This window comes from Mesorhizobium sp. M0968 (assembly GCF_040319065.1).
GTDB lineage: Bacteria > Pseudomonadota > Alphaproteobacteria > Rhizobiales > Rhizobiaceae > Mesorhizobium.
Window position 1 is genome coordinate 219,533 of record NZ_JAMYNL010000002.1, and the last position, 14,038, is coordinate 233,570.

A 14,038-nucleotide genomic window follows, 5' to 3' on the forward strand; every position below is an offset into this window, starting at 1 on the left:
TGCAGATGTTATCTATTGTAAACAAGCTCATAGATTCATTTGCGCTCGAAACGCCATGTAGACCGCTTCGGCGCAAAATTTTGCTCACGTCAGGGAGAGTAGAGATTTGGACAAGCGCGACCTGTCGACGATCTTTCGCGAGCGCCTGAAAATGCTCTTGACAAGGTCCGATTTGAACCAGTCGGCCTTCGCCGCCGCGGTTGGCATCGACCGTTCGGCGCTGTCGCAGCTGCTCTCCGGCGCGTCGATCCGCCTTCCCCGCGCCGAAACGCTGCTCAACATCGCCGCCGAATTCAAAGTCTCGCTCGACTGGCTGCTCGGCCTCAGCCACGACGAGGGTGTTACCGGCGAAATCCGCGAGAGCCTTGAGATCGAGGAGGCGCCGGACGGCTTCGACCGCACGCTGCTGGCTCGCTGGCATGCCGAGGCGGCGGGAACGAAAATCCGCTACGTGCCGGCCGGCATTCCCGACCTTCTGCGCACCGAGGCGCTTGTCGACTACGAAGCCGTCATCGCCAACAAGAGCCGCGAGGCACAGGCCGGCGAAACGCAGTACCGCATCGACTACAACCGACGGCCCGAAACCGACATGGAAGTCTGTATGCCGCGCCACACGCTGGAGATCTTCGCCCGTGGGCTGGGCGTGTGGGACCGCTTTCCGGAGGCCGACCGCCACCAGCAGCTCCTGCACATGGCGACGCTGCTCGACGACCTCTATCCCACCTTCCGCCTGTTTCTCTATGACGGGCGGATGCGCTATTCGATCCCTTACACCATCTTCGGGCCCTATCGCGCCGCCATTTACGTCGGCGACATGTATCTGGTGCTGAACGCCACGCAGCCGATCCGCATCCTGACCAGCCATTTCGACAATCTGATCCGTGCCGCGGACGTCAACGCGCATGAAGCTGCCAGCTTCACACGAAAGCTGGCGGAGATGCGATTTTGACCGGTTGCTCTGCGCGCCGACATTGACGGCACATAAAGAATTCTTTATATCCTTATCTCAGTTATTCTTCCGGGAAGGCGTATTTCACATGACCAATCCGATCGACGCTCTGCTTGCCGAAAAGGGCGTCCTGCTCGCCGATGGCGCCACCGGCACCAATCTGTTCGCCATGGGCCTTGAGGCCGGAGAGGCTCCCGAGCTCTTGAACGAGACCGCGCCCGACACCATCACCAGCCTGCACCAGAACTTTGTCGATGCCGGCGCCGACATTATCCTGACCAACTCTTTTGGCGGCACCCGCCATCGGCTCAAGCTGCACCACGCGCAGGACCGGGTCTATGCGCTGAACAAGCGCGCGGCCGAGATCGCAAGCGCCGTCGCCGGCAACGCCGGCCGCAAGGTGATCGTGGCCGGCTCCGTCGGCCCGACCGGCGAGCTGCTGGTGCCGCTCGGCGCCATGACCTATGACGAGGCGGTCGAAGCCTTTGCCGAGCAGATTGAGGGGCTGAAGGCCGGCGGCGCCGAAGTCGCCTGGATCGAAACCATGTCGGCGCCTGACGAAATCCGCGCCGCCGCCGAAGCCGCCATCCGCGTCGGCCTGCCCTATACCTATACCGGCTCCTTCGACACCGCCGGCCGCACCATGATGGGACTGCTGCCGAAGGACATCCACGGCGTCGTCGATGGCCTGTCGCAGACACCGCTCGGTGTCGGCGCCAATTGCGGTGTCGGCGCCTCCGACATTCTCGCGTCGCTGCTCGACATGACCGAGGCGAAGCCGGAAGCAACGGTGATCGTCAAGGGCAATTGCGGCATTCCCGAATTTCGCGGTGCCGAGATCTACTATTCCGGCACACCCGAGCTGATGGCCGACTATGTGCGCCTCGCCGTCGATGCAGGCGCCAAAATCGTCGGCGGCTGCTGCGGCACCTCGTTCCAGCACCTCGCCGCAATGCGCAAGGCGCTCGATGCGCACACCAAGTCGGATCGCCCGACCGTCGAGCAGATCGTCGAACGCATCGGCCCGATGCGCAACAAGCAGGCTACGGTCAATGTCGCCGAGACCAGCGAAGCCCGCCGCGAGCGGCGCCGCGGACGCGCCTGACGCTTTCGTCTGCGACATGGTCCGCGCGAAGCGGTGCGGCCGCGAAAAAAGGCCGGCAAGGTTTCCCTCGCCGGCCTGCCTCACCCGCCCGTAGGCCGGCTCCCCCTATCAGAACGATCCCATCTGAAAGAAACCGGCCGTCATTGCCACTACCGGTTACCGCCGAGCGCCGAGGCAAGGCGCACAAGCGAGAGGAACTCGGACCGGTATCCAAACGGATCGGCTCCTCTGGCGGCGGTGGCAATCTGCATGATCTTGTCGTAGCCGAACTTCGCGGTAGCATCCTCGTCGCGCAGCTTCTGGCCGAAGGCAGCAACGGCAACAGAGAAACGCTGGTCGGTGCTGGCCTGGTCGAACGACGCCACCTCGTTGGCTGACGTTACCGGCGTGGTGATCAGCTTCGAGGTGTCCTCGTTCGGCAGCTTGTAGCGGATCTTGACGAAAGCATATTCGTCGGCATTGGCGACACCGCCATTGTTCACCGAGGCCTGGCCGTAGCGCAACTGGTCGATCTGTTCGCCGCCGCTGCCCTTAGGCGTGATCTCGTAGATCGCGGTGACTGAATGACCTGAGCCGATCTCGCCGGCATCGACCCGGTCATTGTTGAAATCCTCTCGATTCAAGGCGCGGGTTTCGTAGCCAATCAGCCGGTACTCCGAGACCTTGTTCGGGTTGAACTCGACCTGGATCTTCACGTCCTTGGCGATGGTGAACAGTGTCGAGGAGGCATCCTCGACCAGCACCTTCTCGGCCTCCGCCAATGTATCGATGTAGGCAGCAGTGCCATTGCCGTTCTGGGCGATGGTCTGCATCATCTGGTCGTTCAGATTGTCGCGGCCGAAGCCGAACACCGACAGGAATACGCCTGTCTTGCGCTCCTTTTCGATCAGCCGCTTCAGGTCGTCGTCGTCGGTCTGGCCGACATTGAAGTCGCCATCGGTGGCGAGCATCACCCGATTGATGCCGTCCTTGACGAAGGATTTCTGCGCCAGCCTGTAGGCTTCCTTGATGCCGGCCTCGCCTGCCGTCGAGCCGCCGGATGTCAGATTGTCGATGGCAGCGAGGATCTTGTCCTTTTCCGAAGCCTTGGTGGGCTCCAGCACGGTACCGGCATCGCCCGCATAGGTGACGATCGAGACGGTGTCGTCAGGTCTCAGCTTGTTGACCAGCAGTCGGAAGGCCGACTGCAGGAGCGGAAGCTTGTCCTGCTCGTTCATCGACCCCGACACATCGATCAGGAAGACCAGATTGGCCCTGGGCTGCTCGGCCGGCTTCACGTCGAAACCCTTGATGGCGACATGCATCAGCCTGGTGTGTTCGTTCCACGGCGTCGGCATGACGCTGACGGTCGAGTTGAACGGCGTCGAGGCGGAGTCCGGGCCTTTCCAGTCATAGGGGAAGTAGTTGACCATCTCCTCGACGCGAACCGTGTCGGCCTGCGGGATAAAACCTTCCTTCAGCGAGCGCCGGACGAAGGAATAGGAAGCGGTGTCGACATCGATCGAGAAGGTCGAGACCGGGTCTTCAAGTGCGGCATGCACCGGGTTGGTCTTGAAATTCTCGACGCGGTCGCGGTTTTCCTCTTGCGGCAGCATCTGGTCGGCCGGCGCAGCGGCGGGCTGCTGTGCCATCAGCTTGGGCTCGGCAACCGTGCCAGGCATGCGGCCGACCCGCGCGCCGCCATCGGCTGAAGGGGCCGCGGAGCTTGCGTCGCCGTTCAACGCAAGCTCGCTGCTCGGCTGCGGTTCGGGTGCATTGCGGCTGAGCACATCCTGCTGCGTCAGCCCGCCGACTGCGGTCGATTCCGCCTTCGGCGGCGATGTCGGCGCCACAAGCGCCTCGCCGGTGTCGCGGCTTTCACTGTCGGCGTCCGCCTTCTTCTGCTTGTCCGCTTCGGCAACGACCGGCGGTTTGACGGTCGTCGGCTTGTCAGCCAGCGTTTCGGTGATCTTATCCCTGCCGAATTCGGGCCCGCCGAATTTGGATTCCCCAAGCATGTACATGGTAGCGTATCCGGCGATCGGCAGGGCAACGAGCCCGGCAATGGCCGGCGTGGCGAAGAGTTTCTTTTGCATGATTTCGCTCCAGAGCCTTTGTGCTCGCTCTGTGAGACGAACCCCGCCTGCCGATCCTTGGGCGGCAGGCAAAGTTTTTTCTTCCATGTCATAGGCGCGCAGCGCGGCCTGGAGGGCACGCGCCTTTGCGTCCGCGTCCGGCGCCGGTGCTGCGATGTCGCGCAGTCTGTTCAGTTCGTTGTCGTCGACCATGGTCACACTTCCCCGGCTGAACGCATCAGCGTCTTCAACCGTTTCTTCGCTTCATGGATGTGCCAGGAAACCGTCGTCTCCGAGATCGCCATCGCCTCGGCGGCGGCTGCGTGGCTCAGCCCTTCGCCATAGACCAGCAGCACCGCGTCGCGCTGCTTGTCCGGCAGCTTGCGTACCGCTGCCCAGAGCGCCTCGGCCGGGTCTTCCGGCTCGGCCGAGATTTCCCCCGAAATCAGCGCATAGGCGCCATAGGCCTCGGTCTTGACCGTCTCGCGGGCGGTCTTGCGCATCATGTCGCGCGCCGCATTCAGCGTCATGGTGTAGAGCCACGTCGTGAAGGCACCGCTGCCGTGATAGTCGCGGATCGCCCGCCCGAGCCGGACGCAGACTTCCTGGGCGATATCCTCGGCGTCGGCCTTTTTCCCGCACCAGCGATAGGCGGCGCGATAGACGAAACCATAGTGCCTTTCGAGCAACTTGCCGAAAGCACCCCGGTCTCCGCCCTTCGCCCGTCCGATCAGTTCGGCGTCGGAGGCTTCGCTTTCGTCCAGCATCATCGCCATCATTTGCCTGTTGGACGAAGGCTAATGGCGGTTCCTTGGGGCGATGGAAAGAATTTTTTGGCGGGCGGTCACGTCGTAATGGTTGGCGTGCCTTGGCCGAGCGTCTCCGCAAACAGCATCGTCAGCCGCTTCCAGTGGCGTTCGGCGCCGGCTGCATCGAAGGCACTGTGGTCCGGCATGCACCAGCCATGCGCCATGCCGGCATAGTTCTCTATGACATGATCGACCTCGGCGGCGCGCAGTGTTTCGGCCAGCCGCGCCGATTGCTCCGGCGGAAAGCTGCGGTCCACACCGGCAGTGCCGATATAGACCCTTGCCTTGACCGAGGCGGCCTTCCGATGCGGACTGTCGGCGGCGTCACCAGCCAGATTGCCGCCGTGAAAACTGGCGGCGGCGGCGATGCGGTCGGGATAGCTGGCCGCGGCGTTCAGCGCCCGCGCTCCGCCCATGCAGTAGCCGACAATGCCGACCGGCCCGGTCAGGCCTTGGGCAGCGAGCGCATCGAGGAAAGCGCCGCTGTCGCGGATCGTCATCTCCTGGGTCGTGCCGCCGAGCAGACCTGTGATGGCGGCCTTGCTCCTCTCGTCGCCGAACGCAGTCTTGGGATCGAACGGACCGTAGGGCGCATTGCGGTAAAAAAGGTCCGGCACAAGCACCGCATAGCCCTCGCTCGTAAGCCGCTCCGCCATCTGATCAAGCGCCGTTCGCGGACCGAAAACGTCCATGTAGAGGATGATCGCTGCCTTGGCTGGGGCCGCCGAACGGAACAGCCGGGCCTTGGCAATGCCGTCGCTTGTCTTGATCTGCATCGCTTGCGTGGCCATCATCCGCTCCGTTGATCTGACGTGCGATAGATACCCGCGGTGGCCGTCGCCGCAAGCTGTAGTGAGGCGATCTGCTTCAAGATTTCGTGCGGCATTCGGCGACGCTACAGACGCGCGAATGCTGCCATGTGAAAGGCCTGAACCTCGGACGGATAGCGATAATCGGTGTCGTAAGGACAGGCGTTGCGATCAAGGCAGCCGCCGGTCCGGCAGGGCGCGCCGTTTTGCCCGCGCACATGCGCCAGACAGGTTTCATGTGCAAAACCGTCCACAGAATAAGCCTCTACCGGACAGGATTTCAGGCAAGGTTTTTCGGCACATGTGTCGCAAAGGTGAATCACGTCGCGGGGTTCTTGGAGCGCAATTTCGTCTTCGAACAGCAGCGCGCCGCGATAGGCATGCCAGAGCCCATATTGCGGATGCATGAGAATGCCGAGCGGCGACGGCTTCAGCCCCTCCGCACGCATCGCCCATTGCTGGAATGGCAGATAAGGCCTGTCGGAGGGCGAAACCGCGCGCACCCCGAATGTCTCTGCCACCGCGCCGATCACTTCGCGCGACCATGTGTCGAGCGGATTGGTGATGATCCGTGATTGGCTTTCCTTCCAGCGCAGGAAATGCGGCCATGGCGCGGCGCCCGCCTGCCCCACCAGCAGCACGGATTTGGCGGCAACGCCGGAGAGACCGGAGGGTGTTTCTTCACCACCTGCAAAATTGAAGCCGCCGCGAAGCATGAGGCCGGAGGCGGAAAGCGCTGCCGCGATGGTTTCGACCATGCTGCGCTCAAGGAACTCTGTCACCCTTCGATCCTTGAAAACGGAATTACTCCCCTTTTCTCAAGCGTCTCACGCAAATTATCGGCGTAGCGATGAGCAAACGCCTCTACTTCACCTTTGGGCCGGGCAAAATAGCGGTCATAAAGTGTTGAGTAGTCCTCACCTTGGGCGAACGGCGCTTCCACTTTTCCAAGCCAATCAACCCAGTGGCCGATCTCATGCAGAAGCGTGCGATAGAGCTGCGTGGCTCGCACGGAATCGAGTGAGGTGGAAACGAGATGCTTCTTTCCAACCCGGCTGATTTTGTGACCGTCCAAACGAAGTCTGTCCAACTCTGCCGCATCCTCAGGGTCCAGCGATGTGGACCATTCGATGGTGTCGCCAACGTTACAGGCTTCCAAAAATAAGGCCGGACCACTTTTTTCGATGGAGTATCCGCGGAAACCAAGATCGGCATAATAAAACATCCGCCCCCACGCCGGTCTGAGTACGCGCGCTTTTCGCGTCGGTTGGCGCAAGACAAATGTTTCCAGCCCGGCCCAGTCAGCGAGAGGAACATGAGAGAGAAGGAAGACAACATCTTCGACCGAGCATGCGTGAACACACCCACCGCTCGTCTTTTCGACAATGAGCGTTACGTCCCTGCCATTCACCGTCCTGCGCAGCGTCTGGCCAGGATTGAGCTGCGCCGCACACCATCCGGCGGATGTCCACGGTCGGGGAACGATCATGCGGTTGTTTTGCCCATGGCCCTGCTTCGGCGTGCCAATGTTCCGGTTTCGCCTGGTTGGATTGAAAGGCATTGGCACCGTTCCCTCGCCGCTCGTCCTCACCCGAACGCGCAAATCACCCCTTCTTGTCCGGGTCGGAGAAGGCACTCCGCCAGACTTCCTTGTGGATGATGTTGGCGACTTTAGCCCCGCCTGATTCGGGCTCCTTTCAGGTGAAGGCGTCGGCCATCGACGCCTTCTTCCTGCCGATGAAGTCCTTCAGCCCGTCGTCGATGCCCGGATCGAGGTAAGGCGCCTCGTAGCTTTCGAGCCAGCGGCGGGCGAGCTCGTTGGCGCGCTGCGGCGCGGTTTTTTCGCCTTCGGCCAGCCATTGCTCGTAGGAATTGTTATCGGCGATGTTGGAGCGGTAGAACGCGGTCTGGAAATTGGCCTGGGTGTGATCGCAGCCGAGATAGTGGCTGCCTGGGCCGACCTGGCGGATGGCGTCCATCGCCTGGCCGTTTTCCGACAGGTCGACACCCTCAGAGAACTTCTGCGTCATGCCGAGCTGGTCGATATCCATCATGAACTTTTCGTAGCAGGAGGCGAGACCGCCCTCGAGCCAGCCGGCCGAATGCAGCACGAAGTTGGTGCCGGCGAGGATCGTCGAGTTCAGCGTGTTGGCGCTCTCGTAGGCGGCCTGCGCATCGGGGATTTTTGAAGCACAGAGCGAACCGCCGGTGCGAAACGGCAGGCCGAGCCGACGGGCAAGCTGTGCGGCGCCATACGAGACCAGCGACGGCTCCGGCGTGCCGAAGGTCGGCGCGCCCGACTGCATCGAGATCGACGAGGCGAAGGTGCCGAACAGCACCGGCGCACCCGGCCGGATCAGCTGGGTGAACGACGCTCCCGCCAGAACCTCGGCTAAAACCTGGGTCAGCGTGCCGGCGACCGTCACCGGGCTCATCGCACCGGCAAGGATGAACGGCGTGACGATACAGGCCTGATTGTGGCGCGAATAGACCTTCAGCGCTCCCAGCATGGTCTCGTCGAAGACCATCGGCGAGTTGGCGTTGATCAGGCTGGTCAGCACCGTGTTGTTCTCGACGAAATCGTCACCGAACACGATCTTGGCCATCGCCACCGTATCTTCCGCGCGCTCGGGCGCGGTCACCGAGCCCATGAACGGCTTGTCCGAATATTTGATATGGCTGTAGACCATGTCGAGATGCCGTTTGTTGACCGGCACGTCGACCGGCTCGCAAACCGTGCCGCCCGAATGGTGGATCGACGGCGCCATATAGGCGAGTTTCACGAAATTCCGGAAATCCTCGATCGTCGCATAGCGCCTGACGCCGTCGAGATCGCGCACGAAGGGCGGTCCATAGACCGGCGCGAACACTGTCGCGTTGCCGCCGATCTGCACCGAGCGCTCGCCGTTGCGGGCGTGCTGGGTATAGACGGACGGAGCGGTCTTCAACAGCGAGCGGCAGAGGCCCTTGGGGAAATGCACCCGCTCGCCCTTGACGTCGGCGCCCGCCTCTTTCCAAAGCTGCAGCGCCTCGGCGTCGTCGCGGAAGATGATGCCGATCTCCTCCAGCACCGTGTCGGTGTTCTTTTCGATCAGCGCCAGCCCTTCCTCGTCCAGCACTTCATAGACGTTGATCTTGCGCTTGATATAGGTGAGCTGTGTGCCGGGGCCGCCGCCCGAACGCGCGGCCCGTCGGGCTGCGGCGCCACCGCTGGCAGCGCGCCCGCGCCGTGCGTTTGACGCTTCCTGATCGACCGGCGCGTTCTCACTCATAATCGTTCTTCCCTGGCTTTCGTTCTGGCCTGATTTACTCCGGCCGGGCTGTTGTACCGGCCTGAAATCCGTTTGCGGCCGCATATTGCGGTCTCTGGCCGGATCGTAGCCATGCACCCTATTCGAAACGGCCCGCCAGCGCCAACGCCTGTCGCAAAATCGACAAGAATTCCAAGAGATTTACGGTCGCTTTCGTTTTGCGGGAAGTCGCAAATCAGCTATGGACAACCGGCCCGTGCGGGTTAGGTATTGACGCGATATTTTTAAGCTGCCGCGATAGTTGTAGCCGGCAAGGAGCCTGAGAAAAAATGGCCGACGACGAGATCATCCTTTCGGAACTCTCCGACGACGAGTTGGTGCAGCAGATGCACGACGATCTTTATGACGGGTTGAAGGAAGAAATCGAGGAAGGCACCAATATCCTTCTCGAGCGCGGCTGGGCGCCTTACAAGGTGTTGACCGAGGCTCTGGTCGAGGGCATGCGTATCGTCGGCGAGGATTTCCGCGACGGCATCCTGTTCGTTCCCGAAGTGCTGCTGTCGGCCAACGCGATGAAGGCCGGCATGTTCATCCTGCGTCCGCTGCTTGTCGCCACAGGCGCGCCGAAGCAGGGCAAGATGGTGATCGGCACCGTCAAGGGCGACATCCACGACATCGGCAAGAACCTGGTCGGCATGATGATGGAAGGCGCCGGCTTCGATGTCATCGACCTCGGCATCAACAATGCGGTCGAAAAATATCTCGATGCCATCGAAAAGCACCAGCCCGACATCATCGGCATGTCGGCCCTGCTGACGACGACCATGCCTTACATGAAGGTCGTCATCGATACGATGAAGGAAAAAGGCATTCGCGACGACTATGTCGTACTGGTCGGCGGCGCACCGCTCAACGAGGAATTCGGCAAAGCCGTCGGCGCCGACGCCTATTGCCGCGACGCCGCGGTGGCAGTCGAGACCGCCAAGGACTTCATGAAGCGCAAGCACAACGTCCGCGCTTCGGCCTGAGCCAATAAGTCCGGCACGAACAAGAAAAGCCGCGCCTTGCAGTGCGGCTTTTTTATTCCCAAATGTTGAGAGCCGTGCGGATCAGGGTTTCTTGACGGTATCGTCAACTGCCTTCGCAGTGGATTTGATATCCTTACCGACGCCGCGCACCGTGTTGGCGCAGGCCGAAACAGCCAAGGCGCAGGCGAGAATAGCGATTGGCGCGACGCGGAACAATTTCATGATTGGTGTCTCCCTCAGCATATAAATTCGCTGGACAGCAACGAAGATCGATTAGACTGGTTCCATGACTACCGCGCGAAAACAACAATCCGATCAAGGCGACAGGCTGCTCGTCATCGCCTGCGGGATGATCGCGCGCGAAGTTTTGGCGGTCAAGGAGCAGCTCGGGCTCGACCATCTCGACCTGACCTGCCTGCCGGCGGAGTTCCATTTCTATCCGGACCGCATCGCGCCGGCCATGGACAGGGCTATCGAGAAGGCCAAGACCGACGGCTACAGACACATCTTCGTCGGCTATGCCGATTGCGGCACGGGTGGCCTGCTCGATCGGATCTGCGAGAAGCATGGCGTCGAGCGCATGGCCGGGCCGCATTGCTTTGCTTTCTACCAGGGCATGGATGCCTATGCGAAGGTCGCCGATGACGACATGATGTCGTTCTACATGACCGACTTCCTCTGCCGGCAATTCGATGCCTTCTTCATGAAGCCGCTCGGCCTCGACAAGCACCCGGAGCTGATCAAGGACTATTTCGGCAACTACGAGAAGCTGATCTATATCGCTCAGACCAACGACCCGGAACTCGACAAGGTCGCCGAAAAGGCGGCGAAAATGCTCGGCCTCGCCTATGAGCGCCGCTCGACCGGCTATGGTGACCTGACGAAGGAACTGGCCAGCGCCTCAGCACATTCGTAAAAGAAATAGCGTCCTCTAAGCGTTTGCCGGAGGCTGCCGTTCATTTTCGCCCACCGATTCACCGATCCGATATGACATCGATAATGCGCCCGGTTTCAAGGCGGATCGGCCCCCGCGCGGTTGGATCTTTAAGCAATATTTCGGCAAGCATTGCATCGACATTGTCGAAATTACTTTGCAGAATTGACGGATCACTTAGCTCCCAATACTCCCCTTCATCGACGACATTGAGACTGGAGAACAAGCGAGTAATTTCGCGAAGAAACCTGATGATCTCGATATGAGCGCCTGCACCTGAAAACTGAGTTTTACAATGTTGTTGAACGAAGAGGTGATTGTCGAACTCAAGCCGCAGCGGTTCCGAATTGGGATGCGGTTGAAGCTCTATTCCAAACACAGGGCCAATATAGTCCACGTTTCGTTCATCAATGACTCGATTGAGCGTCTTCTCGCGCTCATCGATCTCGCGCACCGGCCAGTCTCGCGCAATGGCGAACGCCTTGGCTTCGTGCAGCAAAGCAGCATATTGCTCGTGACCCCGTAACTGTCCTTCAAAGTAGATTGTTACTCCCAACTACCTCTCCCAGTGACGCGCATTCCTGACGAATACCCGCGCTCTTATTCCGCCACAAGCCGGGCGAGCACATCGGCAAAGCTCGTCTTGCAGATGAAACCCAGCCGCTTCCTCGCCCGCGACGCATCATAGACCCGGTCGATCGACGAAAACATCGTCCAGCCTTTCTTCGCGTAGAGCGCCGGATAATCCGGAAAATAGCGCGCCACGACCGACGGCGCGTCGGCGATCAAGGCCGCGCAATCTTCGGGCTGGAAAGGCGTCGGTGCCGAGATGATGAAAGTGTCGAAGCCCAATTGCGGCGCTTTCTCCAGGGCAGCGATGTGGGCGTCGGCTGCGTCCTCCACCGTCAGCCGGCGGAACAACAGCTCATTGGCCTTGGTGTTGGCATCCGACTGTTCGATCACGTGCGCCATGTCGTCCGCCTCGGGAAAAAACCGGGCGGTGCGCAACACGATCACCGGCAGGCCGAACTGCAAATGATAGAGCCGGCAGAGCTGTTCGGCTGAAAGCTTGGTGACGCCGTAGATGTTGCGCGGTTCAGGCGACATGTCTTCCGTCAGCCATGCCGCCTTGCGCGTCCCGCCGGTGAAGCCGGCGCGAATGGTTTGGGAAATCATCAGCGACGTCGTCGACGTGAACACGAAACGCTGAACGCCGAATGCTGCCGCCGCGTCGAGCAGGTTGAGCGTGCCGCGCACATTCGTCTCGACGAAATCCTCGTTGCGATAACGTTCGATGTCAGGCTTGTGCAGCGCGCCGCTATGGATGATGGCCTCGACGCGGTTCCCCTCGACCGCCCTCATGACCAGGTCGCGATCGGCGACTGAGCCGACGATCGGCGTTTCCGAAGACGGAACGGGATCGAGGCCGGTGACGTCATGGCCAAGAGCCCGCAGGCGCGGCGCCAAGGCGCTGCCCAGCCAACCGGACGATCCCGTCAGCAAGATCCGCATTCTTTCCACCTCGTTTCTGCTGTCGATGCTCAGGCACGGATGACAGAACGCGGCGAAACATTAAGGTATGCGCCAGACAAGAAAACAGCCTGCTCCAGCCATCAAAAAAGGAAACGCCACCGATGATCGCTCGCCTCATGTTTGCCGCAGCAACTGTCCTCTGCTTGACCATGCCCGCGTTCGCCGATGGCGAGGTGCAGACGCTGATGACGGCTGCCGACAAGGCGCGGCTCAACAAATATGGCGAGACGCGCAAGGCAGCGCTTGACGAGGCGAAGGCCGGCGATCCCGCCGAGGTCAAGCAGCTCGACGCTTTGCTGGCAAAGCCGCTGGTTCCCTTCTCTGACAGGGACCTGACCGGCAAATGGCAATGCCGCACCATCAAGGCCGGCGGATTGAGCCCGCTCGTCATCTATGGCTGGTTCAAATGCGAGGTGAGCGACGACGGTTCTGGCTGGAGACTGGAAAAGATCACCGGCTCGCAACGCACCAAGGGCCGCTTCTTCGACGATGGCGAGAAACGCGCGATCTATCTCGGTTCCTTCCACGTCAACGACGATCCGGCAAAGCCCTACGGCAGCGGCCCGGAAAGCGATCAGGTCGGCTATGCCTTCCGCAACAGCGCCAGTGAATGGCGCATCGAGTTCCCGGCGCCCTATTACGAATCGAAGCTCGATATCCTCGAATTCAAGCGCTGAGCCCCGATCACCAGGGGTTAACCCGGTCAGCCTAGCATTCGCGCGCAAAGAACAGGTTCTTTGCGGGGGCGCAGAGCATGGCACTGTCGAAAACAAACCAACGGCCGATCGTCGTCGTCACCGAAGGCGGCCCGCATATCTGGGCGATCGTCAACGCCGTCGCGGATCAACTCGGCCCGGTCAGCGTCATCCTCGAAGCTCCTGAATCCAAAAAGCAATTGCTTCTCGCGCGGGCGCGGCGGCAAGGCTGGACCTCGGCCATCGGTCAACTCGGCACGATGGTGCTGACGCGCCTCGGTAAGCGCTTCTTCGCCGGCCACGCAGCACGGCTTGCCGCCGGGCAGAAGCTGCAAACCGAACCGAAGCCTGGGCAAAAGATCATTTATGTCTCGTCGGCCAACGCGCCGGAGTGCCTGCAGGCGATTGCGGAAATCCAGCCGGGTGTGGTGCTGCTCGCCGGCTGCCGCTTGCTGTCGCGGCAGACGCTGGCGAAAATCCCTTGCCCGGTCCTCAACTACCATGCCGGCATCGCCCCGAAATATCGTGGCATGAACGGCGGCTACTGGGCGCTGGCCTCAGGCGATGCGGAGAACTTCGGCACCACCGTGCATCTGGTCGACGCCGGCGTCGACACTGGCGGCGTGCTGCGGCAGACGCGTGGCAAACCGCAGCCGGGCGACACAGTTTCGAGCTACGCGTTGCGGCAGGCGGCCTTCTCGCGCGACATCTGCGTCGAAGCGGTCAGGGATGCGCTGGCCGGCAAGGTCGGCACGGTGGATCCCGGCCTACCTTCGACACAATGGTATCATCCGACGATATGGTTTTATCTCTGGACGGGGATAAGGAACGGCGTCTGGTGACGCGCCGATTTACCGGACAGCCACCGCCA

At 61.3% G+C, this 14,038-nt stretch carries 15 protein-coding genes; 6 read left to right on the plus strand and 9 right to left on the minus strand.

Annotated features, from left to right (window positions below):
• Nucleotides 1-106 precede the first annotated feature (106 nt).
• Both NKH67_RS03890 and bmt read left to right on the plus strand, forming a co-directional pair.
• Complete coding sequence (locus tag NKH67_RS03890) at nt 107-949, plus strand: helix-turn-helix domain-containing protein (protein ID WP_352452091.1); 843 nt, start codon at nt 107-109, stop codon at nt 947-949.
• Nucleotides 950-1,037: 88 nt separating this feature from the next.
• The gene (gene bmt, locus NKH67_RS03895; RefSeq protein ID WP_352454606.1) at nt 1,038-2,054 is read left to right on the plus strand and encodes a betaine--homocysteine S-methyltransferase; all 1,017 of its coding nucleotides are present in this window, start codon (nt 1,038-1,040) and stop codon (nt 2,052-2,054) included.
• 149 nt (nt 2,055-2,203) lie between these two features.
• On the opposite strand, the gene NKH67_RS03900 is transcribed toward bmt, so the two are convergent.
• From NKH67_RS03900 to NKH67_RS03925, 6 genes are all read right to left on the minus strand, one after another.
• On the minus strand, nt 2,204-4,321 hold the full coding sequence (locus NKH67_RS03900; RefSeq protein WP_352500946.1) for a vWA domain-containing protein: 2,118 nt from the start codon (nt 4,319-4,321) through the stop codon (nt 2,204-2,206).
• A gap of 2 nt (nt 4,322-4,323) precedes the next feature.
• On the minus strand, nt 4,324-4,884 hold the full coding sequence (locus NKH67_RS03905) for an RNA polymerase sigma factor (protein WP_352452095.1): 561 nt from the start codon (nt 4,882-4,884) through the stop codon (nt 4,324-4,326).
• Between the two features lie 68 nt (nt 4,885-4,952).
• The gene (locus NKH67_RS03910) at nt 4,953-5,708 is read right to left on the minus strand and encodes a dienelactone hydrolase family protein (protein ID WP_352501104.1); all 756 of its coding nucleotides are present in this window, start codon (nt 5,706-5,708) and stop codon (nt 4,953-4,955) included.
• 104 nt (nt 5,709-5,812) lie between these two features.
• Nucleotides 5,813-6,484 (minus strand): hypothetical protein, encoded by a 672-nt coding sequence (locus tag NKH67_RS03915; protein ID WP_352501105.1) that lies wholly within the window; start codon nt 6,482-6,484, stop codon nt 5,813-5,815.
• Nucleotides 6,485-6,504: 20 nt separating this feature from the next.
• Complete coding sequence (locus NKH67_RS03920) at nt 6,505-7,287, minus strand: hypothetical protein (protein WP_352500947.1); 783 nt, start codon at nt 7,285-7,287, stop codon at nt 6,505-6,507.
• 136 nt (nt 7,288-7,423) lie between these two features.
• Nucleotides 7,424-8,998, minus strand: coding sequence for a trimethylamine methyltransferase family protein (locus NKH67_RS03925; RefSeq protein WP_352500948.1), 1,575 nt, complete (start codon nt 8,996-8,998; stop codon nt 7,424-7,426).
• Nucleotides 8,999-9,306: 308 nt separating this feature from the next.
• Between NKH67_RS03925 and NKH67_RS03930 the strand changes: the two genes are divergently transcribed.
• Nucleotides 9,307-10,005 (plus strand): cobalamin B12-binding domain-containing protein, encoded by a 699-nt coding sequence (locus NKH67_RS03930; protein ID WP_023676506.1) that lies wholly within the window; start codon nt 9,307-9,309, stop codon nt 10,003-10,005.
• Between the two features lie 81 nt (nt 10,006-10,086).
• Here NKH67_RS03930 and NKH67_RS03935 read toward each other — a convergent pair whose 3' ends face one another.
• Nucleotides 10,087-10,227 (minus strand): entericidin A/B family lipoprotein, encoded by a 141-nt coding sequence (locus tag NKH67_RS03935; protein ID WP_023676507.1) that lies wholly within the window; start codon nt 10,225-10,227, stop codon nt 10,087-10,089.
• 64 nt (nt 10,228-10,291) lie between these two features.
• Between NKH67_RS03935 and NKH67_RS03940 the strand changes: the two genes are divergently transcribed.
• Nucleotides 10,292-10,921, plus strand: a complete 630-nt coding sequence (locus NKH67_RS03940; RefSeq protein WP_352500949.1) for a DUF1638 domain-containing protein — start codon at nt 10,292-10,294, stop codon at nt 10,919-10,921.
• 58 nt (nt 10,922-10,979) lie between these two features.
• Here NKH67_RS03940 and NKH67_RS03945 read toward each other — a convergent pair whose 3' ends face one another.
• Both NKH67_RS03945 and NKH67_RS03950 read right to left on the minus strand, forming a co-directional pair.
• The gene (locus NKH67_RS03945; RefSeq protein ID WP_352500950.1) at nt 10,980-11,495 is read right to left on the minus strand and encodes a hypothetical protein; all 516 of its coding nucleotides are present in this window, start codon (nt 11,493-11,495) and stop codon (nt 10,980-10,982) included.
• 44 nt (nt 11,496-11,539) lie between these two features.
• The gene (locus NKH67_RS03950) at nt 11,540-12,451 is read right to left on the minus strand and encodes an NAD-dependent epimerase/dehydratase family protein (protein ID WP_352500951.1); all 912 of its coding nucleotides are present in this window, start codon (nt 12,449-12,451) and stop codon (nt 11,540-11,542) included.
• A 122-nt stretch (nt 12,452-12,573) separates the two neighbouring features.
• On the opposite strand from NKH67_RS03950, the gene NKH67_RS03955 reads away from it, so the two are divergent.
• Nucleotides 12,574-13,149 (plus strand): DUF4893 domain-containing protein, encoded by a 576-nt coding sequence (locus NKH67_RS03955; RefSeq protein ID WP_352500952.1) that lies wholly within the window; start codon nt 12,574-12,576, stop codon nt 13,147-13,149.
• A gap of 77 nt (nt 13,150-13,226) precedes the next feature.
• Nucleotides 13,227-14,009 carry a formyl transferase gene (locus NKH67_RS03960; RefSeq protein WP_352500953.1) on the plus strand — a complete coding sequence of 261 codons (783 nt, stop codon included), beginning with the start codon at nt 13,227-13,229 and terminating at the stop codon, nt 14,007-14,009.
• Nucleotides 14,010-14,038: the final 29 nt, after the last annotated feature.

Coding starts and splice junctions, on each gene's coding strand:
- NKH67_RS03930 (WP_023676506.1), top strand. CDS start 9,307: ATGGCCGACGACGAGATCATCCTTTCGGAACTCTCCGACGACGAGTTG.
- NKH67_RS03925 (WP_352500948.1), bottom strand. CDS start 8,998: ATGAGTGAGAACGCGCCGGTCGATCAGGAAGCGTCAAACGCACGGCGC.
- NKH67_RS03910 (WP_352501104.1), bottom strand. CDS start 5,708: ATGGCCACGCAAGCGATGCAGATCAAGACAAGCGACGGCATTGCCAAG.
- NKH67_RS03960 (WP_352500953.1), top strand. CDS start 13,227: ATGGCACTGTCGAAAACAAACCAACGGCCGATCGTCGTCGTCACCGAA.
- NKH67_RS03940 (WP_352500949.1), top strand. CDS start 10,292: ATGACTACCGCGCGAAAACAACAATCCGATCAAGGCGACAGGCTGCTC.
- NKH67_RS03935 (WP_023676507.1), bottom strand. CDS start 10,227: ATGAAATTGTTCCGCGTCGCGCCAATCGCTATTCTCGCCTGCGCCTTG.
- bmt (WP_352454606.1), top strand. CDS start 1,038: ATGACCAATCCGATCGACGCTCTGCTTGCCGAAAAGGGCGTCCTGCTC.
- NKH67_RS03900 (WP_352500946.1), bottom strand. CDS start 4,321: ATGGTCGACGACAACGAACTGAACAGACTGCGCGACATCGCAGCACCG.
- NKH67_RS03920 (WP_352500947.1), bottom strand. CDS start 7,287: ATGCCTTTCAATCCAACCAGGCGAAACCGGAACATTGGCACGCCGAAG.
- NKH67_RS03955 (WP_352500952.1), top strand. CDS start 12,574: ATGATCGCTCGCCTCATGTTTGCCGCAGCAACTGTCCTCTGCTTGACC.
- NKH67_RS03950 (WP_352500951.1), bottom strand. CDS start 12,451: ATGCGGATCTTGCTGACGGGATCGTCCGGTTGGCTGGGCAGCGCCTTG.
- NKH67_RS03915 (WP_352501105.1), bottom strand. CDS start 6,484: ATGGTCGAAACCATCGCGGCAGCGCTTTCCGCCTCCGGCCTCATGCTT.
- NKH67_RS03905 (WP_352452095.1), bottom strand. CDS start 4,884: ATGGCGATGATGCTGGACGAAAGCGAAGCCTCCGACGCCGAACTGATC.